Source organism: Neptunomonas sp. ABH4_499, from assembly GCF_056160565.1.
The window spans coordinates 315,452-341,868 of sequence record NZ_JBSWXK010000001.1 but is presented as its reverse complement, the minus strand read 5'-3'; the positions used below and the strand labels follow the sequence as shown (position 1 = coordinate 341,868).

The window sequence follows — 26,417 nt, the reverse complement described above, 5'->3', positions numbered from 1 at the left end:
TGTCTTTTAAAAGGAATTTAATAAAAGGATTTTTTTATGTCGCAAGCTAAACTGATTGATCTTGGAAATAAGTGTTTAGATCAAAGAATTGAAGTACCTTCTGCACCTCTATGGCATATGGGTAAAGTTGCAGTCTTTGACTCTGAAAAGAGCTATTTGTTACTCCAGAACACAATTGACTATTTGACCTGTAAAGGGAAGCAAGGGTTGTCTTTCACATCTGATGAGAAAGAGTTTCTTATAGAATTATTTGAGGCTTTATGGTGGGGAGGGAAGTATAAGGATTATGATGAAGCTGCTAAACTTGCTAATCACTATGTGAACGGGGATGGTGAAGCGATTATTATAAATTCTCAGGTTTATAAAGAGTCAGTGATTGTTAAAGCTACAATTGAAGCTATGAAAGAATATATTGTAGACTTAGATTCTAAAAGCGAACCAATTGCCTTTATTAGCTCTAAAGATAAACGTTTTACGCTTTCTCAATTTGCCCAGCATCTACTTCGTGGTAGAAGAGATCCTGAAACTAAAGGATACTTATATAGTTACGGAGCTTTACTAACTGAGCAGGTAAATAAACGTTTAAAAAATGCTGATCATAGATTTTATTTGAATGTTAAGACTTTTAAGGATAAGGATGGATATCATTCTACTTGGAAAGTCGATAGTGTTTATGATTTTGAGCCTTTTTCTAAAGGTGATGTGACGCATTTGCCGCTTAATGAGCAGTATGTTATCAAATTGCCAGATGGTTTATCTCACTATATGACCGTTATAGGTATTGCTAAAGCCTTTAGACATACATCTAGTTGGCAGGAGGTTTGGAAATGAAGAATATATCAATCTTTGTTTTAACTAGTTTTTTCACTGTTTTTCTAATTGGTTGCTCTGATAAATCCGAAGAATGTTTGGTAAGTAATGTAAATTATAAAATTACGAGCACTGATGCCACTCAACAGGGTTTTTCAGTATACCTATCGGTATCAGGGTTTAGTGATAAGGTTTATTTTTATTCGCTTTTTACCAGTGAGCCTGAATTTGACGTTTGTGGAAAGCCAAATATCAAACCTGTCTCAAAAGTATATGATGACCCTGGGGCTGGATTACCAACAGCGATTATTATTAAAGATGGAACGATTGATTTAATTTTTTCTGATGAAATAGAGAGCGTTGATTACAAATCACTTCCTGTAAATATCGAAAAATAAAAGGCACAAAAAAGCCGCTCATTCGAGCGGCTTTTTCAGTTCTACCTAACCCAATTAGATATACCCACGCTCGCGCATGTATTCAATCACTTGGTCGGCACATTCTTCAGCGGTAGCGGAAGACGTATCCAAACGGCATTCTGGGTTTTCCGGTGCTTCGTAAGGGGAGTCGATACCGGTAAAGTTTTTCAGCTCGCCTTGGCGGGCTTTCTTGTACAGGCCTTTTACGTCGCGCTCTTCAGCTACGCTCAGTGGTGTGTTGATGTGAATCTCGATGAACTCACCATCTTCTACCATTTCACGTGCCATATCGCGCTCGGAGCGGAACGGAGAGATAAACGCGCTGATTACGATCAAGCCCGCATCGACGATCAATTTAGCCACTTCCGCAATACGGCGGATGTTTTCAACGCGGTCAGCATCGGTAAAGCCAAGGTCTTTATTGAGGCCATGGCGGATGTTGTCACCGTCCATCAGGTAGGTGTGATGGCCCATGCTGAACAGCTTCTTCTCTACCAAGTTGGCGATGGTGGATTTGCCTGCACCCGAAAGGCCAGTCAACCACAGGATGCATGGCTTCTGGTGCTTCAGGGTAGAACGCGCTTCCTTGTTTACATCCACGTGTTGCATCGTGATGTTTTGGCTGCGACGCAGGGCAAAGTTAATCAGACCCGCACCTACGGTGTAGTTGCTTAAACGGTCGATCAGGATAAAACCACCGGTGTCTTGGTTGTCTGTGTACGGATCAAACGGGATCGACTGATCCAGGCTGATGGTACAAATACCAATGCCGTTCAGTTCCAGCTTCTTAGCCGCCGTGTGCTCAAGTGTATTGACGTTCACTTGGTACTTAATGTCGGTCAGGGTTGCGGAAACAGTTTTAGTGCCGACTTTCATTAAGTAAGTACGGCCTGGGAGCATTGGCTCGTCGTGCATCCAAACGATGGTCGTTTCAAACTGTTTAGCAACCGAAGCCGGTTGCGTTGCTTCAACCAGTAAGTCACCGCGAGAAATATCAATCTCGTCTGCCAGTGTAATCGTAATCGATTGGCCTGCAACGGCTTGTTCAAGATCTCCATCGCGCGTGACGATGCGGTCAACCGTACTTTCTTTACCCGATGGCAATACGCGAATACGATCACCCGGTTTAACCACACCACCTGCGATCTGGCCAGAGAACCCACGGAAATCCAGGTTAGGGCGGTTAACCCACTGAACCGGCATACGGAACGCTGATTTTTGCAGACGCTCTTCGTCAATCTCGACGGTTTCCAAGAAGCCCATCAAGGTTGTGCCGCGGTACCAAGGGGTACGTTCGCTTGGCTCGATGATGTTGTCGCCTTTAAACGCCGAGATCGGGATAAAGGTGATGTTCTGGATGCCCAGTTGTTTCGCAAACTCGGTGTAATCTTCAACGATTTGGTTGAAGGTCTTCTCAGAGTAATCCACCAAGTCCATCTTGTTGATCGCAACCACAATGTGGCGGATACCGATCAAGTTAACCAAGAAGCTGTGACGACGTGTTTGCGTAAGGATGCCTTTACGCGCATCAACCATCAGAATCGCAACGTCCGCTGTGGAAGCGCCCGTCACCATGTTACGGGTGTACTGCTCATGCCCTGGGGTGTCCGCAACGATGAACTTACGACGATCCGTCGAGAAGAAGCGATACGCTACGTCGATTGTGATGCCTTGCTCGCGCTCAGCGGCAAGACCATCCACCAACAGGGCAAAGTCGATCTCATCGCCTTGGGTACCAAACTTCTTAGAGTCGGATTCAACCGCAGCAAGCTGGTCTTCAAACAGCATTTTTGATTCGTACAGCAAACGACCGATCAGGGTACTTTTACCGTCGTCAACGCTACCGCATGTGATGAAACGCAGCAGGCTTTTGTGTTCGTGATTCTTCAGATATTCGTTGATATCTGTTGAGATCAAATCGGATACGTGTGCCATTAGAAGTAGCCCTCCTGCTTTTTCTTCTCCATGGATGCGGCCGAATCGTGGTCAATCACACGGCCTTGGCGCTCAGAGGTGTTGGTCAGGAGCATCTCTTGAATGATCTCAGGGAGCGTTGCCGCTTCTGATTCAACTGCACCGGTCAGTGGGTAGCAACCCAAGGTACGGAAGCGTACTTTCTTCATCATTGGCACTTCGCCTTCGCGCAGTGGCATGCGGTCATCATCCACCATGATCAAGGTGCCATCACGCTCAACGACTGGGCGCTCTGCTGAGTAGTACAAAGGCACCAACGGGATCTTCTCTAGGTGGATGTATTGCCAGATATCCAGCTCAGTCCAGTTTGAGATCGGGAATACACGGATGGATTCGCCTTTGTGCTTACGGGCGTTGTACTGCTTCCAAAGCTCTGGGCGTTGGTTTTTCGGATCCCAGCGGTGATCAGCGCTACGGAACGAGAAGATACGCTCTTTCGCACGGGATTTTTCCTCGTCACGACGCGCACCACCAAAGGCGGCATCAAAACCGTACTTATCCAGCGCTTGCTTCAAGCCTTCGGTTTTCATGATGTCGGTGTGGATGGCAGAACCGTGGGTGAACGGGTTGATGTCTTTCTCAACACCTTCTGGGTTCACGTGCACGAGCAGGTCTAAACCCAAGTCCTTCGTGATCTGATCACGAAACTCGTACATTTCACGGAATTTCCAGCGCGTATCAACGTGCAGTAATGGGAATGGCGGTAGCGATGGGTAAAACGCTTTCATCGCTATGTGCAGCATGACTGCACTGTCTTTACCGATGGAGTAGAGCATGACAGGGTTTTCTGTCTCGGCAACCACTTCCCGCATGATCTGGATGCTCTCCGCTTCCAGGCGTTGCAAATGTGTTAAAGGCATATCCTTCCCCGGGATTGTCTGTTGAGATTGAGAATGAGTTGTCAGCCAAGGCTTGGCTGCATCCGCATCCAATAAGGCTTTAAGTTCGTGAAACGGCACACACAACAGATGTGGCTGTTGCGACAACCAGGCGTTCAGTCGTGTGTGTTTGGATAAATCCGGCACTTTCAGGGTAATCACCGCAGGCTCTTTGTCGTGAAACAGTGCGGCTAAAAAGTCGATCAAGCCCTGCTCATCAAAGTTCTGGTCTTGATGCCACCAGTAGAGCTTTCGCTTGGCGTCTTTGGCATACACCTGATAACCCATGGCGTTTGGCAGCGCGAGGTTGTCATCGAGTGAGCGAAGCGGGCGCAGGTTACGAAGCCCGATGGTCAGGAGCTTCGCCTTACAAAAGCGAGTGTCGATCGCCTCGGCTTGGTCGCTTTGCCAGCGCTTAAACAACTCTCGATCCAGCGTCAGGGTACTTTCGGCCGGAAAAAAACCGGCGCTTTTTAAGTAGCGTTGGACGGTTTTAAGCGACGGTGCTTTTTGTTGGCGCGCAGCTAAGGTATCGCTTAAAGCATCCTTAATGAGGTCCGCCGTCCAGACGTGTTGGTCGATAGGGGCGGGCTGATCCAGTAACGCCAATAAGTGCTCGGACAGGTCATCTTTTGTGATGCGTTTGCTGCCCGAAGGGCGTCCCCGCGGTTGGGTTTTTAACGCTAACCAGCCGCCTTCCAGAAACTTTTTGTACGCGGCGATGATCGTAGGGTGGCTTAAACCGGTGCTGTCTTGAATCTCATTTAGGCTTTTCTTTTGAATACGCATCATGACCGCGCGTTTGCGCAGTTGGTCGAGCTTTTCTTGCGAGAGGTTTGATCCTTCCATGATGATCCAGACACAAAGCCTTAACGGTTTGGTTAAAAAGTGATCGCCAAAGCGACATTGGTTGAGATACTACGCAATTGTCGTTAGTATCTCAATACGCTTTATTAAACATTTTTTGTCTCGATCTGTTTTGCTTTGTGTTGTTAGTCTCGAGACGTTTGCGGTCAGCCAGTTAACGCGTTATTTTTACACGGCATTTGGCCTTTTATGGGAAGCTCCTAAGCTCATGGAATACGAAGCTTATTTAACACTTGCGATTGTTTTAGGCGTTCTTATCGCGCTCGTCTTCAGTAAATTGGCCACCGATGTCATCTTAATGTCCGCGCTTGCGGCTCTTGTGATTTTGGGCATTTTAACCCCCATGGAAGGGTTAGCGGGGTTCTCTAACCCTGGCGTTATGACGATAGCGACCTTGTACATTGTGGCAGCCGGTCTAAAAGAAACCGGTGCCATTCAGTGGATTGCCAGTCGTCTGTTGGGCCAGCCTCAATCCATCCGTAAGGGCTTAATCAAAGTCGTTATCCCAACCTCGGTGATGAGTGCGTTTATGAACAACACCGCGGTGGTAGCGATGTTCATACCTTCCATCCAAGATTGGTCTAAACGCGTAAACATCCCTGCCTCTAAGCTTTTGATCCCATTGAGTTATGCCGCTATTTTAGGCGGTACCTGTACCTTAATCGGTACCAGCACCAACTTAGTGGTCGATGGCTTAATGCAATCGACCCTTGGCATGCATTTGAGCATGTTCTCTCTAGCCTGGTTGGGTTTGCCTTTACTGTTTGTCGGCGGGCTTTTTATGTACCTTTTTGCTGATAAATTGCTCCCAAACCGTGCCAGTAACATTGATCAATTGGGTAACGCCCGTGAATACAGTGTGGATGTCACCGTTGATATCAATGGACCTTTGGTGGGTAAAAGTATTGAGGAAGCCGGCCTTCGTAATTTGACCCATGGTTATCTGGTAGAGATTCACCGCGATACTCGAATATTATCCGCTGTGTCGCCAGATACATTGTTATTGGCAAATGATGAGTTGGTGTTTATCGGTGCGCCCGAATGCGCCCGTGAGCTGCGTAACATTCATGGTTTAAGCCCAGCCAATGGGGATGTGGATAAATTAAAAGTCGCCAGCCACGAGCGCTGCCTAGTCGAGGCGGTGATCGGCCCTGAGTTCGTCGGTCTGGATCAAACCATCAAAGACTCACGCTTTAGAACGCGTTTTCAGGCGGCGATTTTGTCGGTATCGCGCAATGGTGAGCGTATCAAAGGTAAGATCGGTGATATCCGTTTGCAGGTCGGTGATACCTTGCTATTAGAAACCGGCCAAGACTTTGTCGGCCAGTATCGCTCGCGTCGAGACTTCTTGCTGGTTAGCGCCATGAACGACTCGACCCCGCCAGCCTTTAAAAAAGCCCCGCTGGCTTTGTACATTCTGCTGGGTATGGTGGTGATCAGTGCAACAGGGTTACTGAGTATCCTTGAGGCGGCGTTTTTGGCGGCCGGTGCTATGATCATCACGCGGTGTATCTCGATTACCAAAGCGCGTCGTAACATAGACCTTACCGTGATTACCGTGATTGCAGCGTCCTTCTCGCTTGGGGAGGCGATGACCAAAACCGGCATGGCGGCCGAAATTGCCGGATGGCTAATGATCAGTGAGGATATGTCCCCGTGGGTGATGTTGGCCTTGGTGTATCTACTGACCACGACCTTTACCGAGATCATCACTAACAATGCTGCGGCAATTTTAATGTTCCCCATTGCTGTTTCCATCGCAGAGCAGTTGGGGGTAAGCCCATTACCTTATGTAATTGCGGTGATGTTTGCGGCTTCGGCCAGCTTTATTACGCCGCTTGGCTACCAAACCAACTTGATGGTGATGGGGCCTGGCGGTTATCAGACGTCGGACTTTGCACGCATCGGTATACCGATGAGCATCGTAGCGGCGCTGACCTCGATTTTATTGATTCCCTTTATTTGGCCGTTTTGATCGATCTTAATGGCTGACTTTTTAGTGACAAACGAGAAGGATATCTCCGATGCAATTTGATACCGATAAACTTCTGGCGCTGGCCAAGCAAGCTGGCGACGCTGTGATGGACATCTACAAAAAGGACTTTGCCGTCTATGACAAATCCGACAGCAGCCCGTTAACAGAAGCCGATTTGGCATCGCACCACATTCTGGTCGATGGCCTAAAAGCGATTGCACCGGCGATTCCGGTTCTGTCCGAAGAGTCGACCGATGCCGAAAAAGAGGAACGTCTTAGCTGGAGCGAGTACTGGTTGATCGACCCACTCGACGGCACCAAAGAGTTCATCAAGAAAAACGGCGAGTTCACCATCAATGTGGCTCTGATTAAAGATGGTCAGCCTGTGTGGGGTGTAGTGTATGCACCTGCAATGGATATCCTTTACTGGGGTGAGTTAGGCCAAGGCGCTTTCAAACAAGAGGGCGATGCGCCTGCGAAAGCGATCCAATGTGGCGATAATCCAAGTGTGAAAACCGGCTGGCGTGTTGTAGGCAGCCGCTCGCACCAATCCGACGATTTTAAAGCCTTCATGGAAGCGCTGCCGGAGGCCGACATCGTGGCGATGGGCAGCTCTCTAAAACTGTGTTTGGTCGCCGAAGGCGCTGCCGATTTGTACCCACGCCTTGGCCCAACCAGCGAATGGGATACCGCGGCAGCACACGCCGTTGTTTTGGCCGCGGGTGGTCAGGTTCTGGAAGTCGAAAGCCTCAAGCCTTTGATCTACAACAGCCGCCCAGACACCCTGTTGAACCCATACTTTATCGTGTGTAAAGAACCAAGCGAGTTTTGGGCTAAGTAATTAAAAAAATATGGATATTTAATTCAAGGATGAAATGTGCAACTTTTATTTAATATAAATAAGCAGAAGCTTATAGTTTCAACGAAAAGTTATTCAGCAGTCATGCATGCAACTAGCGGAAAGAATGATTGTATGAATCAAGCAACTGTCGAGTGCATGGAAAAAGGCTGGCAAGGCCCCATTCCTGTTGGGGATTATTACCTTCTTCCTCAGGAGTTAAGTGATCCCACGCCAATTGGTGATATGTTTCGAAGCTTTCGACCGGACTCCCCAGGTGACTGGGGAGATTTTAGGATTCGTATCCACCCCAAAAGTACAACCGAGTCGTACGGTCGAGACAATTTCTTTCTCCACGGAGGACGGCTAAAAGGTAGTGCGGGTTGTATTGATGTTGGAGGCGGGTTGTTCGGTGATGACTCAACTGATAAGTTGGTTCTCGCTATCAGTATGAGCAAACTTCCAATAAATCTTAAGGTGGTTGCTGGGTGATTGTGCTTTTTAAGCCTTTACAGTTTTTTCTTTTGAATATACGACCATTATATTTATTGCTGGTATTTTTGTTACTCAGTCACATTGGACGTGAATTTCAGATATCGAATACGATGTTAGCAGTGAATGGTTTGCTGGCTCTTTTTGTTAGTTATCGGTTCTCCGTTAGTCTACCTGAGTTATTCGTTTTAGCTGGGTTGTATTTTTTCTATATCTATGGAGTTTGTACGTTCGCATTAGGGCCACCCTTTGAACTCGGTAAGATGTGCGAGTTATCAATCGGTCATATCTCTATTAGTGTATGCTTATTTCTAATTCCTTTCTTAGTGGGATACTCCTTAAGAAAACTCTTCAAAGAGAACAAATGAAAGATAGACCTTGTTGATTTATAAGGCGAATGTTATGTTCGCCTTTTGTCTATCTGTGTTTTTGGATCATGTCTGAGCGCTTAGCGTCGCTATCGTCCCCACCCATTGTTTACAGTGTCCGTTTCTGGAACCGTAAAGCGGTTTCTGTGATTGTCGAAAAAGCCTTTGGTTATGCCCCTTTGTTTGTGAATGATTTTTCGCGGGCATTGTCGTTGGCGCAACTCAATCACGCGCCCTTCATTGGTTGGTCATCACGCGTAACGGCCGACCAAGAAGCACGCATTCGCCAGCACGTGCCTTTTTATCGTCTAGAAGACGGCTTTATTCGCTCTGTGGGGTTGGGTGCGGGGTTAACCGGCGGCGCTTCCTATGTGATGGATCGAAAGGGGATCTATTACAACGCAAAGCAAGAAAGCGCACTGGAGTCGATGCTCAATGACCGTGAGATCACGTCGGCTCAAGCGGAGCGCGCTCAAAAGCTGATTGATAAAATCGTCTCGCTCAACATCACCAAGTACAACATCCAAGGTAAGAAGGCCAATCTGCCGACATCCGATCAAGAGAAGATCTTAGTGATCGGGCAAGTGGCCGACGATGCGTCGATCCGCAACAGTCTATCTAGCACCTTGGATTGTGCGAACAGTGAGAACATCAATCTGGATCTGATTAGCGCGGCTAGGGCGCGTTATCCAGAGGCCTGCATTGTTTTCAAACCCCATCCAGATGTGGTTAAAGGGCTTCGTAAAGGTGCAGTCACCCACCAAGAGATTGCGTCCAAGGTCGATGCCGTCAGTGCCGAGGTGGATATTCTAGAGGCGATCCATTGGTGTGATCGACTGGTCACCGTGTCATCTTTAAGTGGTTTTGAAGCCTTACTGCGCGGTAAGCAGGTGACTACGTTTGGCTCGCCGTTTTACGCGGGTTGGGGGCTAACCGAAGACGATGTCATCTTTGAACGGCGCACCAGAACCTTAACGCTCCAGGCGTTGGTGTATCAGTTATTGGTGGAATACAGTCACTATTACGACCCCAGACATGAGCGGGCATGTGAACCAGAGGTCTTGGTGAAGTACTTATCCCGCCAGAAACGTTCTTGGTGGGTTGGGGTCAAATGCCGTGTATTAACAACCCTTTCATGGGTTGGGACACGACTCGGAATTTAAGGAATCAGGATGCCCAGCATCGTTATTACCGGTGCCACCGGCGCCATTGGTTCAGCGTTAGCAAAACAATATGCCCGCCAAGGCTACTGTCTTATTTTGCAGGGTCGCCAGCAAGCGGTGCTCGATGCCTTGGTTAAGGAGTGCCAAGCGCTGGGAGGCGAAGCCGAAGCGCACACGCTCAGCTTATCGGACCCAGAATCCACTCGTGAGTGGGCACATTCCATTTTATCGCGACATCAACCCGAGATCGTCTATGCCAATGCCGGAATGAACATCAACACCGGCGAGCAGCAAGAAGGCGAATCCTGGGAGGAGATGAACCGCTTGCTCGATTTGAACGTAAAATCGACGCTGGCCCTCACTCATGTATTTGCGCTCTCGATGAAGCAACAAAGGCGCGGGCAGTTGGTGTTGATCAGCTCGCTGGCGGCGTTTTTTGGTTTGCCGGACACCCCAAGCTACAGCGCCAGTAAAGCGGCTGTTAAAGCGTACGCCGAAGGGATTCGCGGTTGGCTTGCCCCCTTTAACGTGGGAGTCACCGTTGTGATGCCAGGCTACGTGGCCTCGCCGATGTGCCATGCGATGCCTGGGCCCAAGCCGTTTTTATGGACGCCGGAGCGCGCCGCCAAAGTGATTACTCGCCGCGTGGCGAAAAACCACCCGAGGATCAGTTTTCCATTCCCGCTAAACATCGGCTGTTGGGGCTTAGCGGCCTTGCCACCGGGTGTGTCGCAAAAAATCTTAAAGTGGCTAGGGTATGGTGGTTAAGCGATGTCCCAGATGATACTGCCGGCCTTGCTGGGCCTATTAGCCAGTTTTGCCCTGTGTTTATTACTGACCCCGAAGCAGCGCTCGTTTTTCTCGCTACCTAAGGCCTCTTATGCGTTTCATATCGGTGGTTTTTTTGCGCTGCTCACCTTTGAGATGATCTTGTTTCGCCGTCCTTGGTTTGCGGTAGGCAATGTTTTGGCACTGCATGCCTTGGTAATTGTGGTCAATAATGCCAAGTACCACTCCATGAGGGAGCCGTTCTTGGTTCACGATTTTGAGTACTTTACCGATGCGATCAAACACCCACGTTTGTATTTGCCGTTTTTCGGGGTTGGTAAAGCCATAGCGGCCACCATCGGCTTTATCGCGGTATTGGGGTTGGGCATCTATTGGGAGACGCCGCTTTATGATCAGCCGGGTGTCACCCTGACCGATACCTATTTTACGATTGTTGCTTTGTTTGTCGCGGCGGCGATCAGCATCCGAGTGGGGATGCGCTATCAAGTGAAGGGCTTGAGCCTCAACCCTGAAACCGATTACCAGCGTTTGGGGTTTGCGGGTTTTCTTTGGCATTACGGGCTTTTGCATATCCGTACCAAAACCACGACCGAGCGTGCCGAGTGGGACCATTCCATCGAAAGCCCCGTTCATTCGCAACACTTACCGAACCTGGTTGTCGTGCAAAGCGAATCCTTTTTTGACCCACGTGCGGATTATCCAAACCTACTCGACCCATCCATCTTGAGTCATTTTGATCAGACCTGCCATGAAGCTTATGGGTACGGCGCGCTCACCGTGCCTGCGTGGGGGGCGAATACCATCAGAACCGAATCGGCCTTTTTAACAGGTCATGCTGCCAAACAATTTGGCGTGCATCAATTCAGCCCATACCGGCATTTGATGAAGTCCCCCAAAACCACGCTGGCACATGCGTTAAAAGCGTTGGGCTATCGTACCGTGTGCGTACACCCTTATCCGGCCTCGTTTTACCTGCGCGACCAGCTTTACCCTAAGATGGGTTTTGATGAGTTTATCGACATCACCGCGTTTACCGAGGCCGACAAGGTCGGGCAATACACTGGGGATGTACCGCTTACAGAAAAGGTGCTGACCTTGTTGGAGCCATCGGATGCGCCGGTGTTTGTGTTTGTGATCACGATGGAAAACCACGGGCCACTGCATCTTGAAAAGCCAGAGGTTGAAGATCAAAACGCCTTGTATGTAGATACACAACCTGCCGAGTGTGATGACCTGACGGTATATGCTAAGCACTTACAAAATGCGGATCGCATGATCGAAATGCTAACCGCATCTCTGTCGCACTCCGACCGCGGTGGAGTGTTGGCATGGTATGGCGATCATGTTCCTATTATGGCGGATGTCTATCGCACGCTGGGCGCACCCAGCGGCGAAACGCGTTATTTCCTCTGGAGCGATCAGTACGAGATTAAACGGCCAGAGGCGAACGTACCTTCGGATGTGTCGGAGCTTGCGCCTCAGATTCTGACGCTGGTGTCGGAGCGCTATCACGCGGCGTCTTAGGTGGAAACACCTTAAGCAGTTGCTCAAGCGGCGATTCGGGCAGGCAAAAGCGCTCGGTGGCCGAATCGACCCCGGCGTTAATCCCTTTCTTGCTGTAAAAGCCGCCATAGATCTGGGTGGTGTGGATCACCGTTCGTTGAAACGCTTTAAAGAGCGCCATGTTAGGCTTTGCCGTGTCCGTCCAAAACTCATCCAACGAGCACTGAGCCGTTAAACCATGAAGGTTGTAGATCGGGTCGGATAGGGTGATCAATCGGCATTTATGAAACAGGGCCGAAGTCCCCACCGTGCTGTTGATGGTGATCACCCCTTGGGTGTGATCCAACAAAGTAGGCAGATGCCCGCTCTCTAAATACAGGGTGCGTCCAACTAAGCCGAGCGAGCGCTCCAGTTTATGGATGATCTTTTTAAAAGAGACAAACCCGGTATCCAGCGGGTGGTTCTTGATCACCAATAGCGTATCTTTTGGGGCGTGTGCCGCAAATGAGGCCATCGTGGTTTGAATCACTTCGGCCATTGAGTTAAACGGCGAGTGCGTTTGAATCTGACTGTCGCTGTCTAACTGAAGCGGCAGGATGTAATAAGGCTGTTTGGAGGCGAGTAGCTCATCAATGGTCACCTTGTCCTTGCGCTCATAAAAGGGCATCTTCGAAAAACGTGAGCCCCAGCCGGCCAGCTCCACTCCAGAGATGTAAGGGCGATGTGTGCTGTAACCTGGATAAAACAGTGGGTTTAAAAGATTGGGCGCGTGATAGCCAATCTCGTGGTAGCCCAATAACAAAATCGGGTTAGCGATGGTGTCGTTTTCGGTCAGTGGGTCCAGCGTGTCAGCAACGCTTTTGTACCACTCTGGGCATTTAGGCAGTTTGGAAAAGCCGTTAATGCCGCCTTCTTCGAGTGTTAACCAGCGTGGGCGAAAATAACCCTCTTCAAAGACTTGGCAGCGAACATTATGCGAGGCCTGAAAACGCAAAGCGGCCGCATTCACCGGGCGTGTGTCGCCCAACATGATGATGTCGGTAATCCCTTTTTGCTCGATGGTTTTTTCTAAAAAAGCCGGGAGTTGCTCAACGTGCTGGCGAAACGCATCGGCGGGTTTGTTGCGCCAATAAACGCGATCGCCCATGTTGAAGTTGATCTTCGATACGCCCGCGCCTTCGCTCAGTAATCGATCACCGAGCTTAGAAAAGAAGGGGCTCGTTGGCCCCTGCAAAAAAAGAAAATGACGATTGTTCACTCACGCATCTCAGAGCAAGGTTTTTAATAAAACCAGTGTCTCTCGAATCTGGCTTTCGGTGTGTTCACACGAGAGGAAGAAGCGCAAGCGAGCGCTCTGCTCTGGTACGGCAGGGTACAAAATAGGCTGGACGTTAATCCCTTTTTCAAACAAGGCCGCCGATGCTTTTGCCGCCGTAACGGAGCTACCAATAATGATCGGGATAACCGCAATCCCTTGGCATTCACCCACGTTAAAGCCAAGTGACTTTGCATTCTCTAAAAAGTAATTTGAGATCGCCTTCAGTTGTTGAATACGCTCAGGCTCCTCTTGCATGACTTCCAACGAGGCGATGGCAGCACCCGCAATCGGAGCGGGCATGCCAACACTGTAAAGGAAACCGGGTGCAAGGTAGCGTAAATGCTCAATCAGTGCGGACTCGCCTGCAATGTAACCACCACAGCCAGACATGGTTTTACTGAGCGTACCCATCCAGATATCCACATCTTTACCGGGAACGCCAAACTCTTCACGCAGGCCGAGTCCGTGCTCGCCCAGTACGCCAAAGGAGTGGGCTTCATCGACCATCAAAAAGCAGTAATGCTCTTTTTTAATCTCAACTAAGCGCTTAAGGTCTGGGTAGTCGCCGTCCATGCTGTACAGGCCTTCAACGACAATAAGCACGCGCTCAAACTGATGGCGATTATCGCTTAACAGTTTTTCAAGGGCGTCTAGGTCATTGTGCGGAAAGGAAAGCCGCTTGGAGCCAGAGAGTTGCGCACCCACGATGGAACTGTTGTGGATGTACTCATCGTGAACAATAAGGTCTTTTGGGCCAAACAGGTAGCCAATGGTCGAGACATTGGTGGCGTGACCGCTGACAAACGTAATGGCATCTTCCACTTCGTACATATCAGCGATTTTTTGCTCAAGCTGCTGGTGAATCGGGCGCTCGCCGGACACAATGCGGCTGGCCGACACGGAGGTACCGTAATGGTCTATCGCATCTTTAGCCGCTTGGTTCACCTTCGGATGGCCAGACAACCCTAGGTAGTTATAACTGGCAAAGTTAATGACCTCTTTGCCATTGATCATCGACGTTGCGCCTGCAACCCCTTCGTGAGTTCGAAAAAAAGGGCTGTCGATGCCTAGGCTTGCTGCGCCGTTTTTGATGATCTGCATCTGCTGGAACCCCGGCAGTTGATCAAAACGGGTCGCTTTTTCGTATTTACTGCTGGTGGATTTTAAGATTGATGAGATGCCACCACCGGCATTTTCCGCACGCTTCAGGCGTTGCTGAAGCGTTTTTTGGATCAGTTTATCTTTGATGTTCTGAGACAACTTTTGCGATGTCATTCAGCCGAATCTCCTTTACCGGCGTGTTGCTTGGCCACGTGTGAGGCCATATCTTCCTGAGCGGATTCATCCCCTCGAATCTGTGCGGCAAGGCGCTCGCTGAGTTTCGCAAGCGTTGGCGTTTCGCTTAAAGCCATCACCGATACAGTGACGCCTAAACGGGATTCGATGGCCGACATCAATTCCACGCCCATCAATGAGTCTAGACCCATATCGTACATAGAGCGATTAATGTCGAGCTTTTCTTCGGACGTCATCAGGATCTGAGCCAACTCAGACCGCAAAACATCAAGAACAGTTTCAATCAGTTCCGATTCGGACATCGCGAGCAGCGTATCCAGATCAAGACGATTGTCTTCACCTTGGTCGCTGTCCTGAGCGGTGCGTGCCACTTCCAAGAACTTCGCTTGATCCGCGCTTGGCAGGAAGCGGCTTAATGGCCCCCAGTCAAACTCCAGAACCCCTTGTTGAACGATGCCGTGTACGATCATCTTCTCAAGGGCGTCCAACGCTTTCTTGGATGGCAGGGCTTGGCCGCCGATTCGACTTTGCAACGCATCTTTGATTTTCTCGTTGCGTGCCAAGAAACCTACATCGTCAATGGCACCCCAGCGTGGACTGGTGGCTGCCTCGCCTCGTGCTTGACGGTTGGCTGCCAGCGCTTCGAGCCAATGGTTTGCCGCAACGTAACAGGTTTGGCCGGGGTTACCCAGCAATGTCGTAGCGGAGGAGTACAGCACGAACAGATCCAAGTTCTCGGTCAGTTCATCCAGCCATTGTGCGCTCATGATTTTGGTGCGAAGCACGCGCTCTAGCTGATCATCTTCAAGGTTTAGCGCTAAGCTGTCTTCGATCAGTGCCGCTGCATGTACCACGCCTTTCAAGGTAGGCATGGTGTCATTGATGGTCGCCAGTGTACCTGAAAGGGCGGCTTTATCAGTGACATCACAGGCAAACGCCTGAGCGTTGATACCGCTTGATTTAAAGTGCGCTAACGCCTCGGTGGCTTCTTCAGAGCTTGCGCCACGGCGGCTCAGCAAGGCTAAGTGACGCGCGCCTTTTTCAACCAGCCATTGTGCGGTTTTAAGGCCAAATCCGCCCAGACCACCGGTCACTAGGTAGGTCGCATCCGGGTTAAGGGTAAGAGCTTGCTCGTCTACTTTTTTCGACTTGCTGCTGGCTTCGAGCGGTTGGTCGTAACCGACCACAATTTTACCGATCTGCTTCGCCTGCTGCATATAACGGAACGCATCTACGATGTGTGTCGCATCAAAGCGCGTGTACGGCAGCGGGTACAGTGTACCGTCTGCAAACAGCCCCATCATTTCAGTAAAGAGGCGATGGGTCAGTACCGGTTTTTCCTGCATCAACTGGTCCGCATCAATACCAAAGTAACTGATGTTGTTGCGGAACGGGCGAAGGCCAATGTGGGTGTTCTCGTAAAAGTCGCGTTTGCCAAGCTCCAAGAAGCGGCCAAACGGTTTTAATACCCGCAAGTTTTGGTTGATCGCTTCACCGGCGAGTGAGTTTAAGACGACATCGACGCCCCGACCGTCGGTTTCAAACAGGATCTCTTCGGCGTAGGTCAGTGAGCGAGAATCGTAGATGTGATCCACACCCATCATCTTCAAGAAGTCACGCTTGCTGTCAGACCCCGCCGTTGCGTAGATCTCGGCACCAATCCAACGAGCTACTTGGATCGCCGCAATACCCACACCCCCAGCTGCGCCGTGGATTAGGATCTTCTCGCCAGGCTCTAAGCGCCCTAAATAGTGAAGGGCGTAATAGACCGTAAAGAAAGTACTCGGGATGGTTGAAGCGGCCTCGAAAGAGATCCCCTCTGGAATGTGGGAGATCGCATTTGGCGTTGTAATAACACGGCGCGAGAAACTTGCAGGGCCAAAACCGACGACGGCATCGCCAATCGCATACCCCTCGACACCTTCGGCAACCTCTGTCACGACACCCGAAAACTCTAAGCCAAGCGTTGGGCCAGCAAAGCCGTTTTCGATCGCTTCATCCGACAAAAGGCCAAGTGTATACATCACATCACGGAAGTTAAGGCCGGTGGCTTTGACGTCAACGCGAAGCTGTCCGGCTTCAAGTGGCGTATCGTTCTGCGCAAACCATTTCAGGTTTTTAAGCTGACCTGGCATATCAAAGCCAAGGAAAACGTTTTCAGCCTGATCAGTGGTGTCGTTAATCTCAGCCCATGCAGATTCATCGGTCACACGAAGGCGTGGTGCAAAGCATAAGCCATCGGCGTTGATGAAGACTTCTGCCTCATTGGTGGTTGAACCGCAGACGTTTAGTAAGGTCTCGACAGTCGCTTCTGAGGTGTGGCCAGAGGCCACGTCCACTAAGCGGAATGCCGCTTTAACGGTTTCGTTCATCAGGGTACGGGTAAAGCCCCACACCGCCGAATCGTGAGAAAGCGTGCTCGAGCCACCTTGGTAGATCCCTGCGACACCTTCGGTCACAACGACAACTGTTTGCTCAAGGCCAGCACCTTCTAGCGCTTTATAAAGATGATTGACCGCTTTGCATCGGTTCGACAGCTGCTGGAACACGCCCTCATCAAATGAAGAGGAGGCGGCCTCTGGTAGCAAAATGATGCGATCCGCATGCGCGTTTGAAACCGTATCAATCCAGCTCTCTGCACTGTGGTCGGCCAACGACGCATAATCCGATTCAATGTGCTGAATTTGCAGCTGTGCACCCGCGGATGCCAGAATAGATTTAGCTAGGTCAGAGCTTGGGCCAAGCAGCAGCCAACTACCCTCCGGTGCCGTCTCAGCCGAGGCAGAACCTGTGGCACTTGCGGTTAACCAGAACTGGCTGTGATCAACGGCGGTATGGGCTAAATGCACTTGGCTAAAGCCGCTTTGTTCCAGCAGGGTTATCCAGGCTTTTGGCGTAATCTGTTGCGTTGTGTGCGTGTCGGCATCCACGGTCCATTTTGGATCAACCGATAGAACCGCCTCTAACCAATCGGTGTATTGCGGTGCAATAAAGAGTACATTCGCTCCTTCGGCCGTGAAGACACTGAGGTGCCTTAACAATTGACCCATGCTGTCCAGAGCCACGCCATCAATGTGGATGATCACTGTATCGAAGGTGCGAGCTTGCTCGTTGTCATCCAGCAGTGAGAACACATTCATCAAAGGATAACTTTCCTGGAGGTGTTCAGCACGCAGTAGAGCATCGCCATCTAAGCTTGCGAAGGCCAAATCTTGTTGAGCAAAATCAAATTTTGCAGCTAACACCGGCAGAATCGCAGGCTCAAAAACACCCACTTCGAGTACGCGTCGGCGCGCGGTAGGCGTAGCTTGCTCTTCTAAAAAGCGGGCAACCTGCTGACCCAAATGGGCACGCAGGGCGCTGTTGCTGCGGTGGGCAAGCAACTGTGGATACAAGCTATCGATCTCAACCTCGAATGCGCTGCGATCACCGGACAGTAGGGCGTTTAGGTGTAAACCAAAGCGCCCCACCAAATGGGTCATCGCAAAGTAGTCCGGGTAGTCGCGTGCCATCATTTGCCAGATGTCATCAGCGGGGATGGCATCTTCTTCTTGATAGACTCGGTATTGCTGTCCTTCGGACTCAACAACACCGCGGGCTTCTGCAAAGCGAAGCAAGGCTTCGATGAAGCGAGCGCCTTCGTCTTGCTGTTGCTTCCATTGATCAATCCGCTGCGCATCGATCACACCGTCTTCTGCATGTTGCCCCAGCGTTTCGCGAAGGTAGGCGGTAATCAAAGCATCGCACAACGGGTCAAACTCTTCGGTTAAGACACGCGAGCGTTGGTTAAGGTCGCCTTTTAGGTCCTTGCCGAGGAGTGTGGCCCAAGCAGAATCGGTGGCCGTCGCCACTGGGCTGATCGGTGTTAGCTGATAATCCAAGAAATCAACGTGTTGCTGGGCGTTCTTTTTGACCCGTACCGCACGGAATCGAGCTTCTTTCACCGATAAGATGTGCTCGCCATCGGCTGAGAACCAATCGAACTCAGCGGTAATCGAGTGAGGCGCACGCTTGATCAGTTTGGCTCGAACCACAGAAGGCTTCAGTGCGCCTTGCTGCATGAATAAGCGACCAATACGCGTTGGTACATAGGCGATGCCTTGTTCGGCATTTAACCGATCCAACATGAAATGGATGATCAGCTGGAACGTGCAATCAAGCTGTGCCGGATGCACTCCAAGACCTTGGGTATCGTAGTCCGGTGCCATGCGAGCAACCACGGTGTGCTCATCGGCCCAGCCTGCATCTAAGGTTTGGAAGGCGCGGCCGTAGTCCAAACCTGCTTTGGCGGTGTACTCAAGGTGTTTTGCTTGATCAAAATCAGGCGCGCGCTCAGGAATAACCGGTGCTTGGGCTGACAAGTACAAGCCTGTGGCCATTTTAAGGGCACGGGCATTGGCGTTAGGTGTCCACTGCTCGCCAGTAACGAGCTCGCGACTTTGTAGGGTTACTTTGCCCGTTTCTGGGGTGTATTGAACGCGCAGTTTTTTGCAGCTGTCCTCATCCAGAAGGATCGGTTGTTTAATCTCAAGCTCTTCAAGCTCAAGGATACCTGCATCGGAATATTCAGAGGCCGCGGCACGCAAAATCTCTATATAGCCGGTTCCTGGGAATACCACGTTTTCGCCCACTTTGTGGTCGGCTAACCAAGGCACCTGATGCGTATCGAGCGTGTTTTCCCATGTGTTATCAATCTGTTTCACTGGGAAGCCGAGCAACGGGTGCGTCAGCGTTCGCTCGAGCATGCCTAACGATTCGGCCGTGGTCGGGTGCCACAGAGATTCACGTTGCCAAGGGTAATCAGGCAGCTCAACAAAACGGCCAGTAACGGGCAGCAGTGTGTCAGGTTTTGTAGGTAGGGAGAGCAGGGCCGTAGAGGCGCTTGCTTCGATGGCATTGAGCGTCGCGTCGCGTCGCGTCATGGTTGACAGAACGGTGCCTTCTAGATTCGCCGCTTTTAACTGATCGTTCAGGTAGCTTTTCAGGACCGGGTGAGCGCCAATCTCGACAAAATGGGTGATGCCTTGCTGAATTAAGGCATCAATCGCCGATTGGAACTGAACCGGCTGGCGAATGTTATCCCACCAGTAGTTGGCGCCAAGTTGCGTGCCTTCAGTGATGCCGCCTGCAACCGTGGAGTAAAACGGGATAGTCGTCGCTTTGGGGGCAAGAGTCGATAAGCTCTGCTTGATGCCCGACTCGATCGGGTCCATCGCTGAACTATGGAAGGCATAATTCAGGCTTAAGCGTCGATGGAAGGTACCGTCTTCCGCTAGGCGTGCTTCAATCAGGCTTAGCTGGTCAGGGTTACCGGCCAAGGTTGTGCCTTTCACGCTGTTGACGCCGGCAAGTTCAACCTGATCGCAGCCCAAAGACTCTTTGATGGCCAGCATGTCGGATTCGCCAAGGCCAACGGCGGTCATCTCGCCGTTGCCGGCTGTTTCGCCTTGAGATTGGCTGCGGTGATAGATAACGCTGACCGCTTCTTCCAATGTTAGCGCGCCACTTGCCCAAGCTGAGGCTACTTCACCGACACTGTGGCCAGTGACGGCTACCGGTGTCACGTGGTGCTCTTTTAATAGGGCGGTGATACCCACCTGCAAAGCAAACAGAGCAGGTTGAGCAATCTCCGTCTGAGCGAAGCGATCTTTGCCGTTTAAGCCTTGTAGCTCATCCACTAAGGAGAACCCAGCCAACGGCGTGAAGTAGCGATCCACTTCGGTAACGGCTTGTCGGAAGCTTGAAGAGGTTTCAAGCAAGGTTTTACCCATGGTTTCCCATTGGCAACCGTTGCCGGAATACACAAAGGCGACATCGGAGCTTGGCTTATCCAAGTAGAGTGGGGTGATCTCTTGATCGAGCTTCGCTTCGATCAGTGCCAGTGCCTCTTCCTTGGTTTTTACCCACAGAACCAATGCTTGGCTGTGACGCTCACGACGTTCCAGTAAGTTATACGCAAGATCATAAAGAGCGATCGAATCATCCCCTAACAGCTCAATCAGTTGAGCAAGGGTTTCCTGCAGTGCGTGTGTATCTCGCGCTGACACAACCAACGGCAGTGGCTCATCAGATGCAACGGAGTCCGCCAGTTGGCTTTGAGTTAAGGTATCGCTCGGTGGCGATTGCAGGATGACGTGCGCATTCGCGCCACCAAAACCAAAGGAGTTTAAGCCAACCGTGAGGGGCTTATCTTTTGGCAGGGGACGGTTCTTGCTGACCACTTCGATGTTCCAATCCGAAAACTGAATGTTCGGATTCGGCGTTTTCATGCTGATGGTCGCCGGTACTTCGCGATAGCGAATGGCGGACAAGGCTTTAGCAAGGCCGGCAACACCGGAAGCTGCTTCTAGGTGACCGACGTTACTTTTGATCGATCCGATGGGCAGTGGTGACTGACGCTTCTGCCCCAATGCAAGGCCAATGGCGCGTGTTTCAATAGGGTCACCGACGGAGGTACCGGTGCCGTGCGCTTCAAGATAATCTAGATCGTCGGCCGTAAGGCCCGCTTTGGCATAGGTGGCGCTCATCAGCTCCATCTGTGCGTTGGGGTTAGGCACGGTCAGACCGGATTTGTACCCGTCTGTGTTAACGCCAGAGCCTGCCACAACCGCCAAAATACGATCGCCATCACGTACGGCGGCATCAAGGTCTTTCAAATAGAAAATACCGCCGCCTTCAGAGCGCACGTAGCCATCGCCATCGGCATCAAAGACTTGGCAGCGTCCTTTAGGAGACAGCATCGTAGCTTTGGAAAAAGCGATAAAGCCGTATGGGTGTAAATGTAAGCTGACACCGCCTGCGAGTGCTTGTTCAGTCTCGCCAGAGCGAATCGCTTGGCACGCCTGGTGAAACGCCACCAACGAGGATGAACAGGCCGTATCCATCGCAATGCTTGGACCGTGCAGGTCAAACAGGTAGGAGATACGGTTGGCCGCTATACTGGCGGTGTTGCCAGTCGCAACGGATGAGTCAACGATGGACAGATCTTCGGTGAAACGATAGGCGTAATCGGCGCTCGCGATGCCGATGTAGACTCCGCATTGACTGCCTTTAAGGCGGCTCGGAGCGACACCGGCGTGTTCGATCGCTTCCCACGACATCTCCAGCAATAAACGTTGCTGAGGGTCCATTAAGGAAGCTTCGCGCGGCGAAATACCAAAAAAGGCGGCGTCAAAACCGGACACATCCCCGATGGAGCCTGCCTTAAAGGTGTAGCTGGTAGCAGGGTGCTTTTTATCGGGATGGGTATAAGCGTCAAATGACCAACGACCCTCTTCTACATGGCTAACCAGATCTTTATTGGCAAGAAGGTCATTCCAGAAATCGCGAGGTGTTGTACCGGGGAAACGAAAAGAGGTGCCGATTATAGCAACACGTTTGTCCATAACTTAAAAAACTCTAGCTCCGATAGATCGGTAATCGACTCATTGTACGTAATATTCTGTCGAAAAGGAGGGTTTTATTGTAAAAAAATTCGACTTATGAAGGAGTTAGTCAGTGTACGAAGGTATGATTGAGAATGGTTCTCAATCAATTGAAATCAAAGGAAGTTTTCAGTGGTGGGCCCAGCAGGACTCGAACCTGCGACCAAAGGATTATGAGTCCTCTGCTCTAACCAACTGAGCTATAGGCCCTAGAAGAGGCGCCAATCATACCGATTCAGTATGATTGGCGCAATAGCTTGAATTTATTGCAGAAGTTTATTCGTCGAGGAAGCTACGCAGGTGGTCTGAGCGGCTTGGGTGACGCAGTTTGCGTAGCGCTTTCGCTTCGATCTGACGGATACGCTCACGGGTAACGTCGAACTGCTTACCCACCTCTTCGAGTGTGTGGTCAGTGTTCATGTCGATACCGAAACGCATACGCAGTACTTTGGCTTCACGTGCTGTTAGGCCAGAAAGTACTTCACGAGTGGCTTCGCGCAGGCCTTCGCCGGTTGCTGATTCCACTGGTGACGTGTGGTTAACGTCTTCAATAAAGTCGCCAAGGCTTGAATCTTCGTCGTCGCCTATCGGTGTTTCCATCGAAATCGGCTCTTTAGCGATCTTCAATACCTTACGGATCTTATCTTCAGGCATCTCCATGCGCTCAGCCAGCTCTTCTGGAAGCGGCTCGCGACCCATCTCTTGCAACATTTGGCGAGAGATACGGTTCAACTTGTTGATCGTCTCGATCATGTGAACCGGGATACGAATCGTACGTGCTTGGTCGGCAATCGAGCGGGTAATGGCCTGACGAATCCACCAAGTGGCGTACGTGGAGAACTTGTAACCACGACGGTATTCAAACTTATCCACCGCTTTCATCAAGCCGATGTTGCCTTCTTGGATCAGATCCAGGAATTGCAAACCTCGGTTGGTGTATTTCTTGGCGATCGAGATAACCAGACGAAGGTTGGCTTCAACCATCTCTTTCTTGGCACGACGAGCGCGTGCTTCACCGATCGACATGCGGCGGTTAACTTCTTTGATGTCACTCAGGGTGATCATCGCATCTTCTTCGATCTGAACCAGCTTGCGTTGAGCTCGCTGAAGATCAGGCAGGTTAGCACGAATGCCGTCTGCAAATTTTTCGGAACTGTCCGCAAGGTCTTCTAACCATTTTGGATCAGTTTCGTTGCCCGGGAATTCCTGAATGAAGAATTTACGTGGCATGCCGCAACGCTGAATACAGATGCGCATGATGGTGCGCTCTTGTTGGCGAATGCGGTCGATGAATTCGCGTACACGCTCAACGAGGAAGTCGTAATAGCGTGGTGAAAGCTTGATTGGCGAAAACGAAGCGGCAAGCTCTTCAAAAGCGGCATTGTAGTCAGCCGAGTTGCGGCCTGCTTTTTCAACCGCGAGATGCAGAGCAACCAGTTTTTCGTTCAGCAGTGTAAAGCGTTGACGGGCTTCTTCCGGGTCTGGGCCGCGATCGCCGTCATCGTCATCATCACTGTCGTTGTTGCCATCTTCTTCGTCTTCATCATCGTCATCGGAATCGTCTTTTTCCTCGGCAACAGGCTCCGCGTCGGATTGTGGTACGAAGTCGCTGGTGTCAGGGTCGATGTAACCGCTGAAAATGTCGCTTAGGCGGCCTTCTTCTTGAAGAGTGGTGTTGTACGCTTCAAGGATGGTTTCAACTGAACCTGGGAAGTGTGCCAAGGCCGACATGACTTCACGAATACCTTCTTCGATTCGTTTAGCGATGTCGATTTCGCCTTCGCGGGTCAGCAGTTCTACGGTACCCATCTCGCGCATGTACATGCGCACCGGGTCGGTTGTACGACCAGCGTCGGATTCCACTGCGGCAAGCGCGGCAACGGCATCTTCGTCTGCGTCTTCTGCTGAGTCGCCTTCAGTCATCAACAGGGTTTCAGCGTCCGGAGCTTCCTCGGAAACACTGATGCCCATGTCGTTGATCATTCGAATGATGTCTTCTACCTGATCTGGATCGGCAATATCCTCAGGTAAGTGATCGTTTACCTCGGCGTACGTGAGGTAACCCTGTTCCTTACCGCGGGCGATCAATTCTTTAAGACGAGATTGCTGCTGCTGCGAGGTATCTGACATAGATGTCCTACAATGATGCGATTAAGAGACTACAAAAAAGTAAGCGCGATATTATAACGCTAAGGGCGATTTTTTGCTACCCAAAGCCCAAGTTGGAGCCTACTTTCTGCTCAAGTTTAGTTCAACTTGGACATATTGCGGGACAAGCGATGACGAATCGCTGATACAAAGTGTTACTAAAAGGGAACAATGGGCTTGAGCTGTGTTATCGGAATAATGTGGGCGCCGCGTGATTTTTCAAGGTGCGGGCAAAAATTAAGGTCGTTTGCAGGCTGTAAGTAGCTCAGCAAGTCGCTTTTTCTCATCTTGAGACAGGGTTGAAAGCGGTCGTTTTTGCAGTTTGCTCAGCTCCACTTCTTGGCAGCGGGCGGTAAGGCGTTTCCATGCATCCAAAAATAACCGTCCTGGGTCGCCAGTCAGTATGGGGTCGAGACGTGAGATTTCGCTCAAGGCTACTAGGTGGCCTGACAGGTGATCATCGTCGCGCCAATCGACCAAAATAAAGGGTAGCGGTTTTTCGCCGTGCTCGATCAAATAACCCAATAGCTCATGGAGTAGGGTGGCTTGAGGGTCTTGCAAGTCCTGAACGGGAGGAAGGTTGTTTTCCGCAAGCTTCACGAGCTTGGGTTCATGCAGTAGCAATGAGATCAAATGAGCGCAAAGTGACAGTGCGTTGCTGCTGGATTGACCTGCCGGTTTGTTGTGCGGCTTGCGCTCAGTACGCCCTTTGGTTGGCTCGTGACCACGATAGTGCTCCTCATCCGTATATGGGATGGGGTGGTCATCGTAACTTGGGTAGTCTTCATACCCCTCGGGTGCCTCATGGGTGGGAGCTGCTGAGGCGGGAGATTCTGACGGTGCTTTTGGCTGGGTCAGCTGTATAGTGCTGTTGATCTGATCCGCCGTTAAGCCTGTTACCTCGCTGATGCGCTCGAACATCATCTCTTTAAGTATCCCGGGTTTCATTTTTTGTATCATGGGTAAAGCTTGGCTACTGAAGCGGGCGCGGCCATCGATGCTGGTCATGTCGCTTTGTTCTGACAGGCTCTTAAAGAAAAACTCCGATAGTGGCAGGGCTTCTCTAAGCTGCTGCTCAAACGCATCTGCACCACCGTTTCGCACTAGAGTGTCGGGGTCTTCGCCATCAGGTAAAAAGAGGAATTTCGCTTCTTGCCCATCTTTGATGACGGGGAGGGCGGTTTCAAGGGCGCGTGAGGCGGCTTTTCGTCCTGCTGCATCCCCATCAAAGCAAAAAATGATCTCCGAGACGGTTTTGAATAGCCGCTCTAGGTGGTGTTCGGTTGTGGCGGTGCCGAGTGTGGCCACAGAATACGTGATACCGAACTGCGCAAGACTGATTACATCCATATAGCCTTCAACGATGACAATCCGTTCAAGGCGTTGTGTCAGTTTGCGGGCTTCATACAGGCCGTACAGTTCCCGACCTTTATGAAAGGTCTCGGTTTCTGGTGAGTTAAGGTATTTAGGCTTGTCATCTCCAAGAACTCGCCCGCCAAAGCCAATCACTCGGCCGCGTACATCGCGTATCGGAAACATAATACGATGGCGGAAGCGGTCATAAAGAGAGTCTTTCTCTTCGTGGCGTATCAGCATGCCGCTCAGTTCCAGCAGGTTGGCTTTCTCACTGTTAGAGCCTACGCCATCCAGTAGGTTGCTCCATCCAGGTGGGGCGTAACCAATGCCAAAAAACTGAGCGACCTTGCCGGTCAAACCGCGTTTTTTAAGGTAGTTAATGGCGTCGTTTTTTTGTGCGTGTGAGCGCAGTTGCAGCTGAAAGAAGTCGTTGGCTTCTTCTAAAATTTGGTATTGGGCTTTGTGCTCGGGGCGGCGGTTTTTGATGCTCTCATCTTTGGGAACATCGACCCCCACCATTTTGGCGACCTCTTCCACGGCTTGTGGAAATTCGAGTCGCTCGTACTCCATTAAAAAACCAATTGCATTACCGCCGGCACCACAGCCAAAGCAGTAATAGAACTGTTTATCCGGACTTACGGAAAAAGAGGGGGATTTTTCTTGGTGGAAAGGGCATAGGCCGGAGTAGTTTTTTCCGGCTTTCTTGAGTTTTACGCGTCCGTCGATAACGTCAACGATGTTAACGCGTGCAAGCAGGTCGTCTATAAAGCTTTGAGGTATACGGCCTGCCATGCTCTCT

At 50.6% G+C, this 26,417-nt stretch carries 15 protein-coding genes and 1 tRNA gene; 8 read left to right on the top strand and 8 right to left on the bottom strand.

The window, feature by feature from the left end:
• Positions 1-36 precede the first annotated feature (36 nt).
• On the top strand, positions 37-831 hold the full coding sequence (locus ACXAF9_RS01545) for a hypothetical protein (RefSeq protein ID WP_475069472.1): 795 nt from the start codon (positions 37-39) through the stop codon (positions 829-831).
• Positions 828-1,208 carry a hypothetical protein gene (locus tag ACXAF9_RS01540; protein WP_475069471.1) on the top strand — a complete coding sequence of 127 codons (381 nt, stop codon included), beginning with the start codon at positions 828-830 and terminating at the stop codon, positions 1,206-1,208. The genes ACXAF9_RS01545 and ACXAF9_RS01540 overlap by 4 nt, the downstream gene beginning before the upstream one ends.
• A gap of 54 nt (positions 1,209-1,262) precedes the next feature.
• Here the strand turns inward: ACXAF9_RS01540 and cysN are convergent, their stop codons facing one another.
• Together cysN and cysD are read right to left on the bottom strand one after the other, a co-directional pair.
• Complete coding sequence (cysN, locus tag ACXAF9_RS01535) at positions 1,263-3,164, bottom strand: sulfate adenylyltransferase subunit CysN (protein WP_475069470.1); 1,902 nt, start codon at positions 3,162-3,164, stop codon at positions 1,263-1,265.
• Positions 3,164-4,369 (bottom strand): sulfate adenylyltransferase subunit CysD, encoded by a 1,206-nt coding sequence (gene cysD / locus ACXAF9_RS01530; protein ID WP_475069547.1) that lies wholly within the window; start codon positions 4,367-4,369, stop codon positions 3,164-3,166. The genes cysN and cysD overlap by 1 nt, the downstream gene beginning before the upstream one ends.
• 787 nt (positions 4,370-5,156) lie before the next feature.
• Between cysD and ACXAF9_RS01525 the strand changes: the two genes are divergently transcribed.
• From ACXAF9_RS01525 to ACXAF9_RS01500, 6 genes are all read left to right on the top strand, one after another.
• Positions 5,157-6,923 carry an SLC13 family permease gene (locus ACXAF9_RS01525; RefSeq protein ID WP_475069469.1) on the top strand — a complete coding sequence of 589 codons (1,767 nt, stop codon included), beginning with the start codon at positions 5,157-5,159 and terminating at the stop codon, positions 6,921-6,923.
• A 49-nt stretch (positions 6,924-6,972) separates the two neighbouring features.
• Positions 6,973-7,764, top strand: coding sequence for a 3'(2'),5'-bisphosphate nucleotidase CysQ (gene cysQ / locus ACXAF9_RS01520; protein WP_475069468.1), 792 nt, complete (start codon positions 6,973-6,975; stop codon positions 7,762-7,764).
• Between the two features lie 36 nt (positions 7,765-7,800).
• Positions 7,801-8,253 (top strand): tlde1 domain-containing protein, encoded by a 453-nt coding sequence (locus ACXAF9_RS01515; RefSeq protein WP_475069467.1) that lies wholly within the window; start codon positions 7,801-7,803, stop codon positions 8,251-8,253.
• A gap of 436 nt (positions 8,254-8,689) precedes the next feature.
• On the top strand, positions 8,690-9,784 hold the full coding sequence (locus ACXAF9_RS01510) for a capsular polysaccharide export protein, LipB/KpsS family (RefSeq protein ID WP_475069466.1): 1,095 nt from the start codon (positions 8,690-8,692) through the stop codon (positions 9,782-9,784).
• A gap of 9 nt (positions 9,785-9,793) precedes the next feature.
• On the top strand, positions 9,794-10,552 hold the full coding sequence (locus ACXAF9_RS01505; RefSeq protein ID WP_475069465.1) for an SDR family NAD(P)-dependent oxidoreductase: 759 nt from the start codon (positions 9,794-9,796) through the stop codon (positions 10,550-10,552).
• 3 nt (positions 10,553-10,555) lie between these two features.
• Positions 10,556-12,097, top strand: coding sequence for an LTA synthase family protein (locus tag ACXAF9_RS01500; protein ID WP_475069464.1), 1,542 nt, complete (start codon positions 10,556-10,558; stop codon positions 12,095-12,097).
• On the opposite strand, the gene ACXAF9_RS01495 is transcribed toward ACXAF9_RS01500, so the two are convergent.
• The 6 genes from ACXAF9_RS01495 to dnaG all read right to left on the bottom strand — a co-directional run bounded on the left by ACXAF9_RS01495 (position 12,003) and on the right by dnaG (position 26,410).
• Positions 12,003-13,334, bottom strand: coding sequence for a capsule biosynthesis protein (locus tag ACXAF9_RS01495; RefSeq protein ID WP_475069463.1), 1,332 nt, complete (start codon positions 13,332-13,334; stop codon positions 12,003-12,005). The genes ACXAF9_RS01500 and ACXAF9_RS01495 overlap by 95 nt on opposite strands.
• A 9-nt stretch (positions 13,335-13,343) precedes the next feature.
• A complete protein-coding gene (locus ACXAF9_RS01490; protein ID WP_475069462.1) occupies positions 13,344-14,669 on the bottom strand; it encodes an aminotransferase class I/II-fold pyridoxal phosphate-dependent enzyme in 1,326 nt (441 codons plus the stop codon).
• Positions 14,666-22,075 carry a type I polyketide synthase gene (locus ACXAF9_RS01485; protein ID WP_475069461.1) on the bottom strand — a complete coding sequence of 2,470 codons (7,410 nt, stop codon included), beginning with the start codon at positions 22,073-22,075 and terminating at the stop codon, positions 14,666-14,668. Before ACXAF9_RS01485 ends, ACXAF9_RS01490 begins: the two co-directional genes overlap by 4 nt.
• 172 nt (positions 22,076-22,247) lie before the next feature.
• Positions 22,248-22,324 (bottom strand) — tRNA-Ile (locus tag ACXAF9_RS01480).
• Positions 22,325-22,390: 66 nt separating this feature from the next.
• Entirely contained in the window at positions 22,391-24,244 is a 1,854-nt protein-coding gene (gene rpoD, locus ACXAF9_RS01475) for an RNA polymerase sigma factor RpoD (RefSeq protein ID WP_475069460.1), read from the bottom strand.
• 255 nt (positions 24,245-24,499) lie between these two features.
• Complete coding sequence (gene dnaG, locus ACXAF9_RS01470; protein WP_475069459.1) at positions 24,500-26,410, bottom strand: DNA primase; 1,911 nt, start codon at positions 26,408-26,410, stop codon at positions 24,500-24,502.
• Positions 26,411-26,417 lie beyond the last annotated feature (7 nt).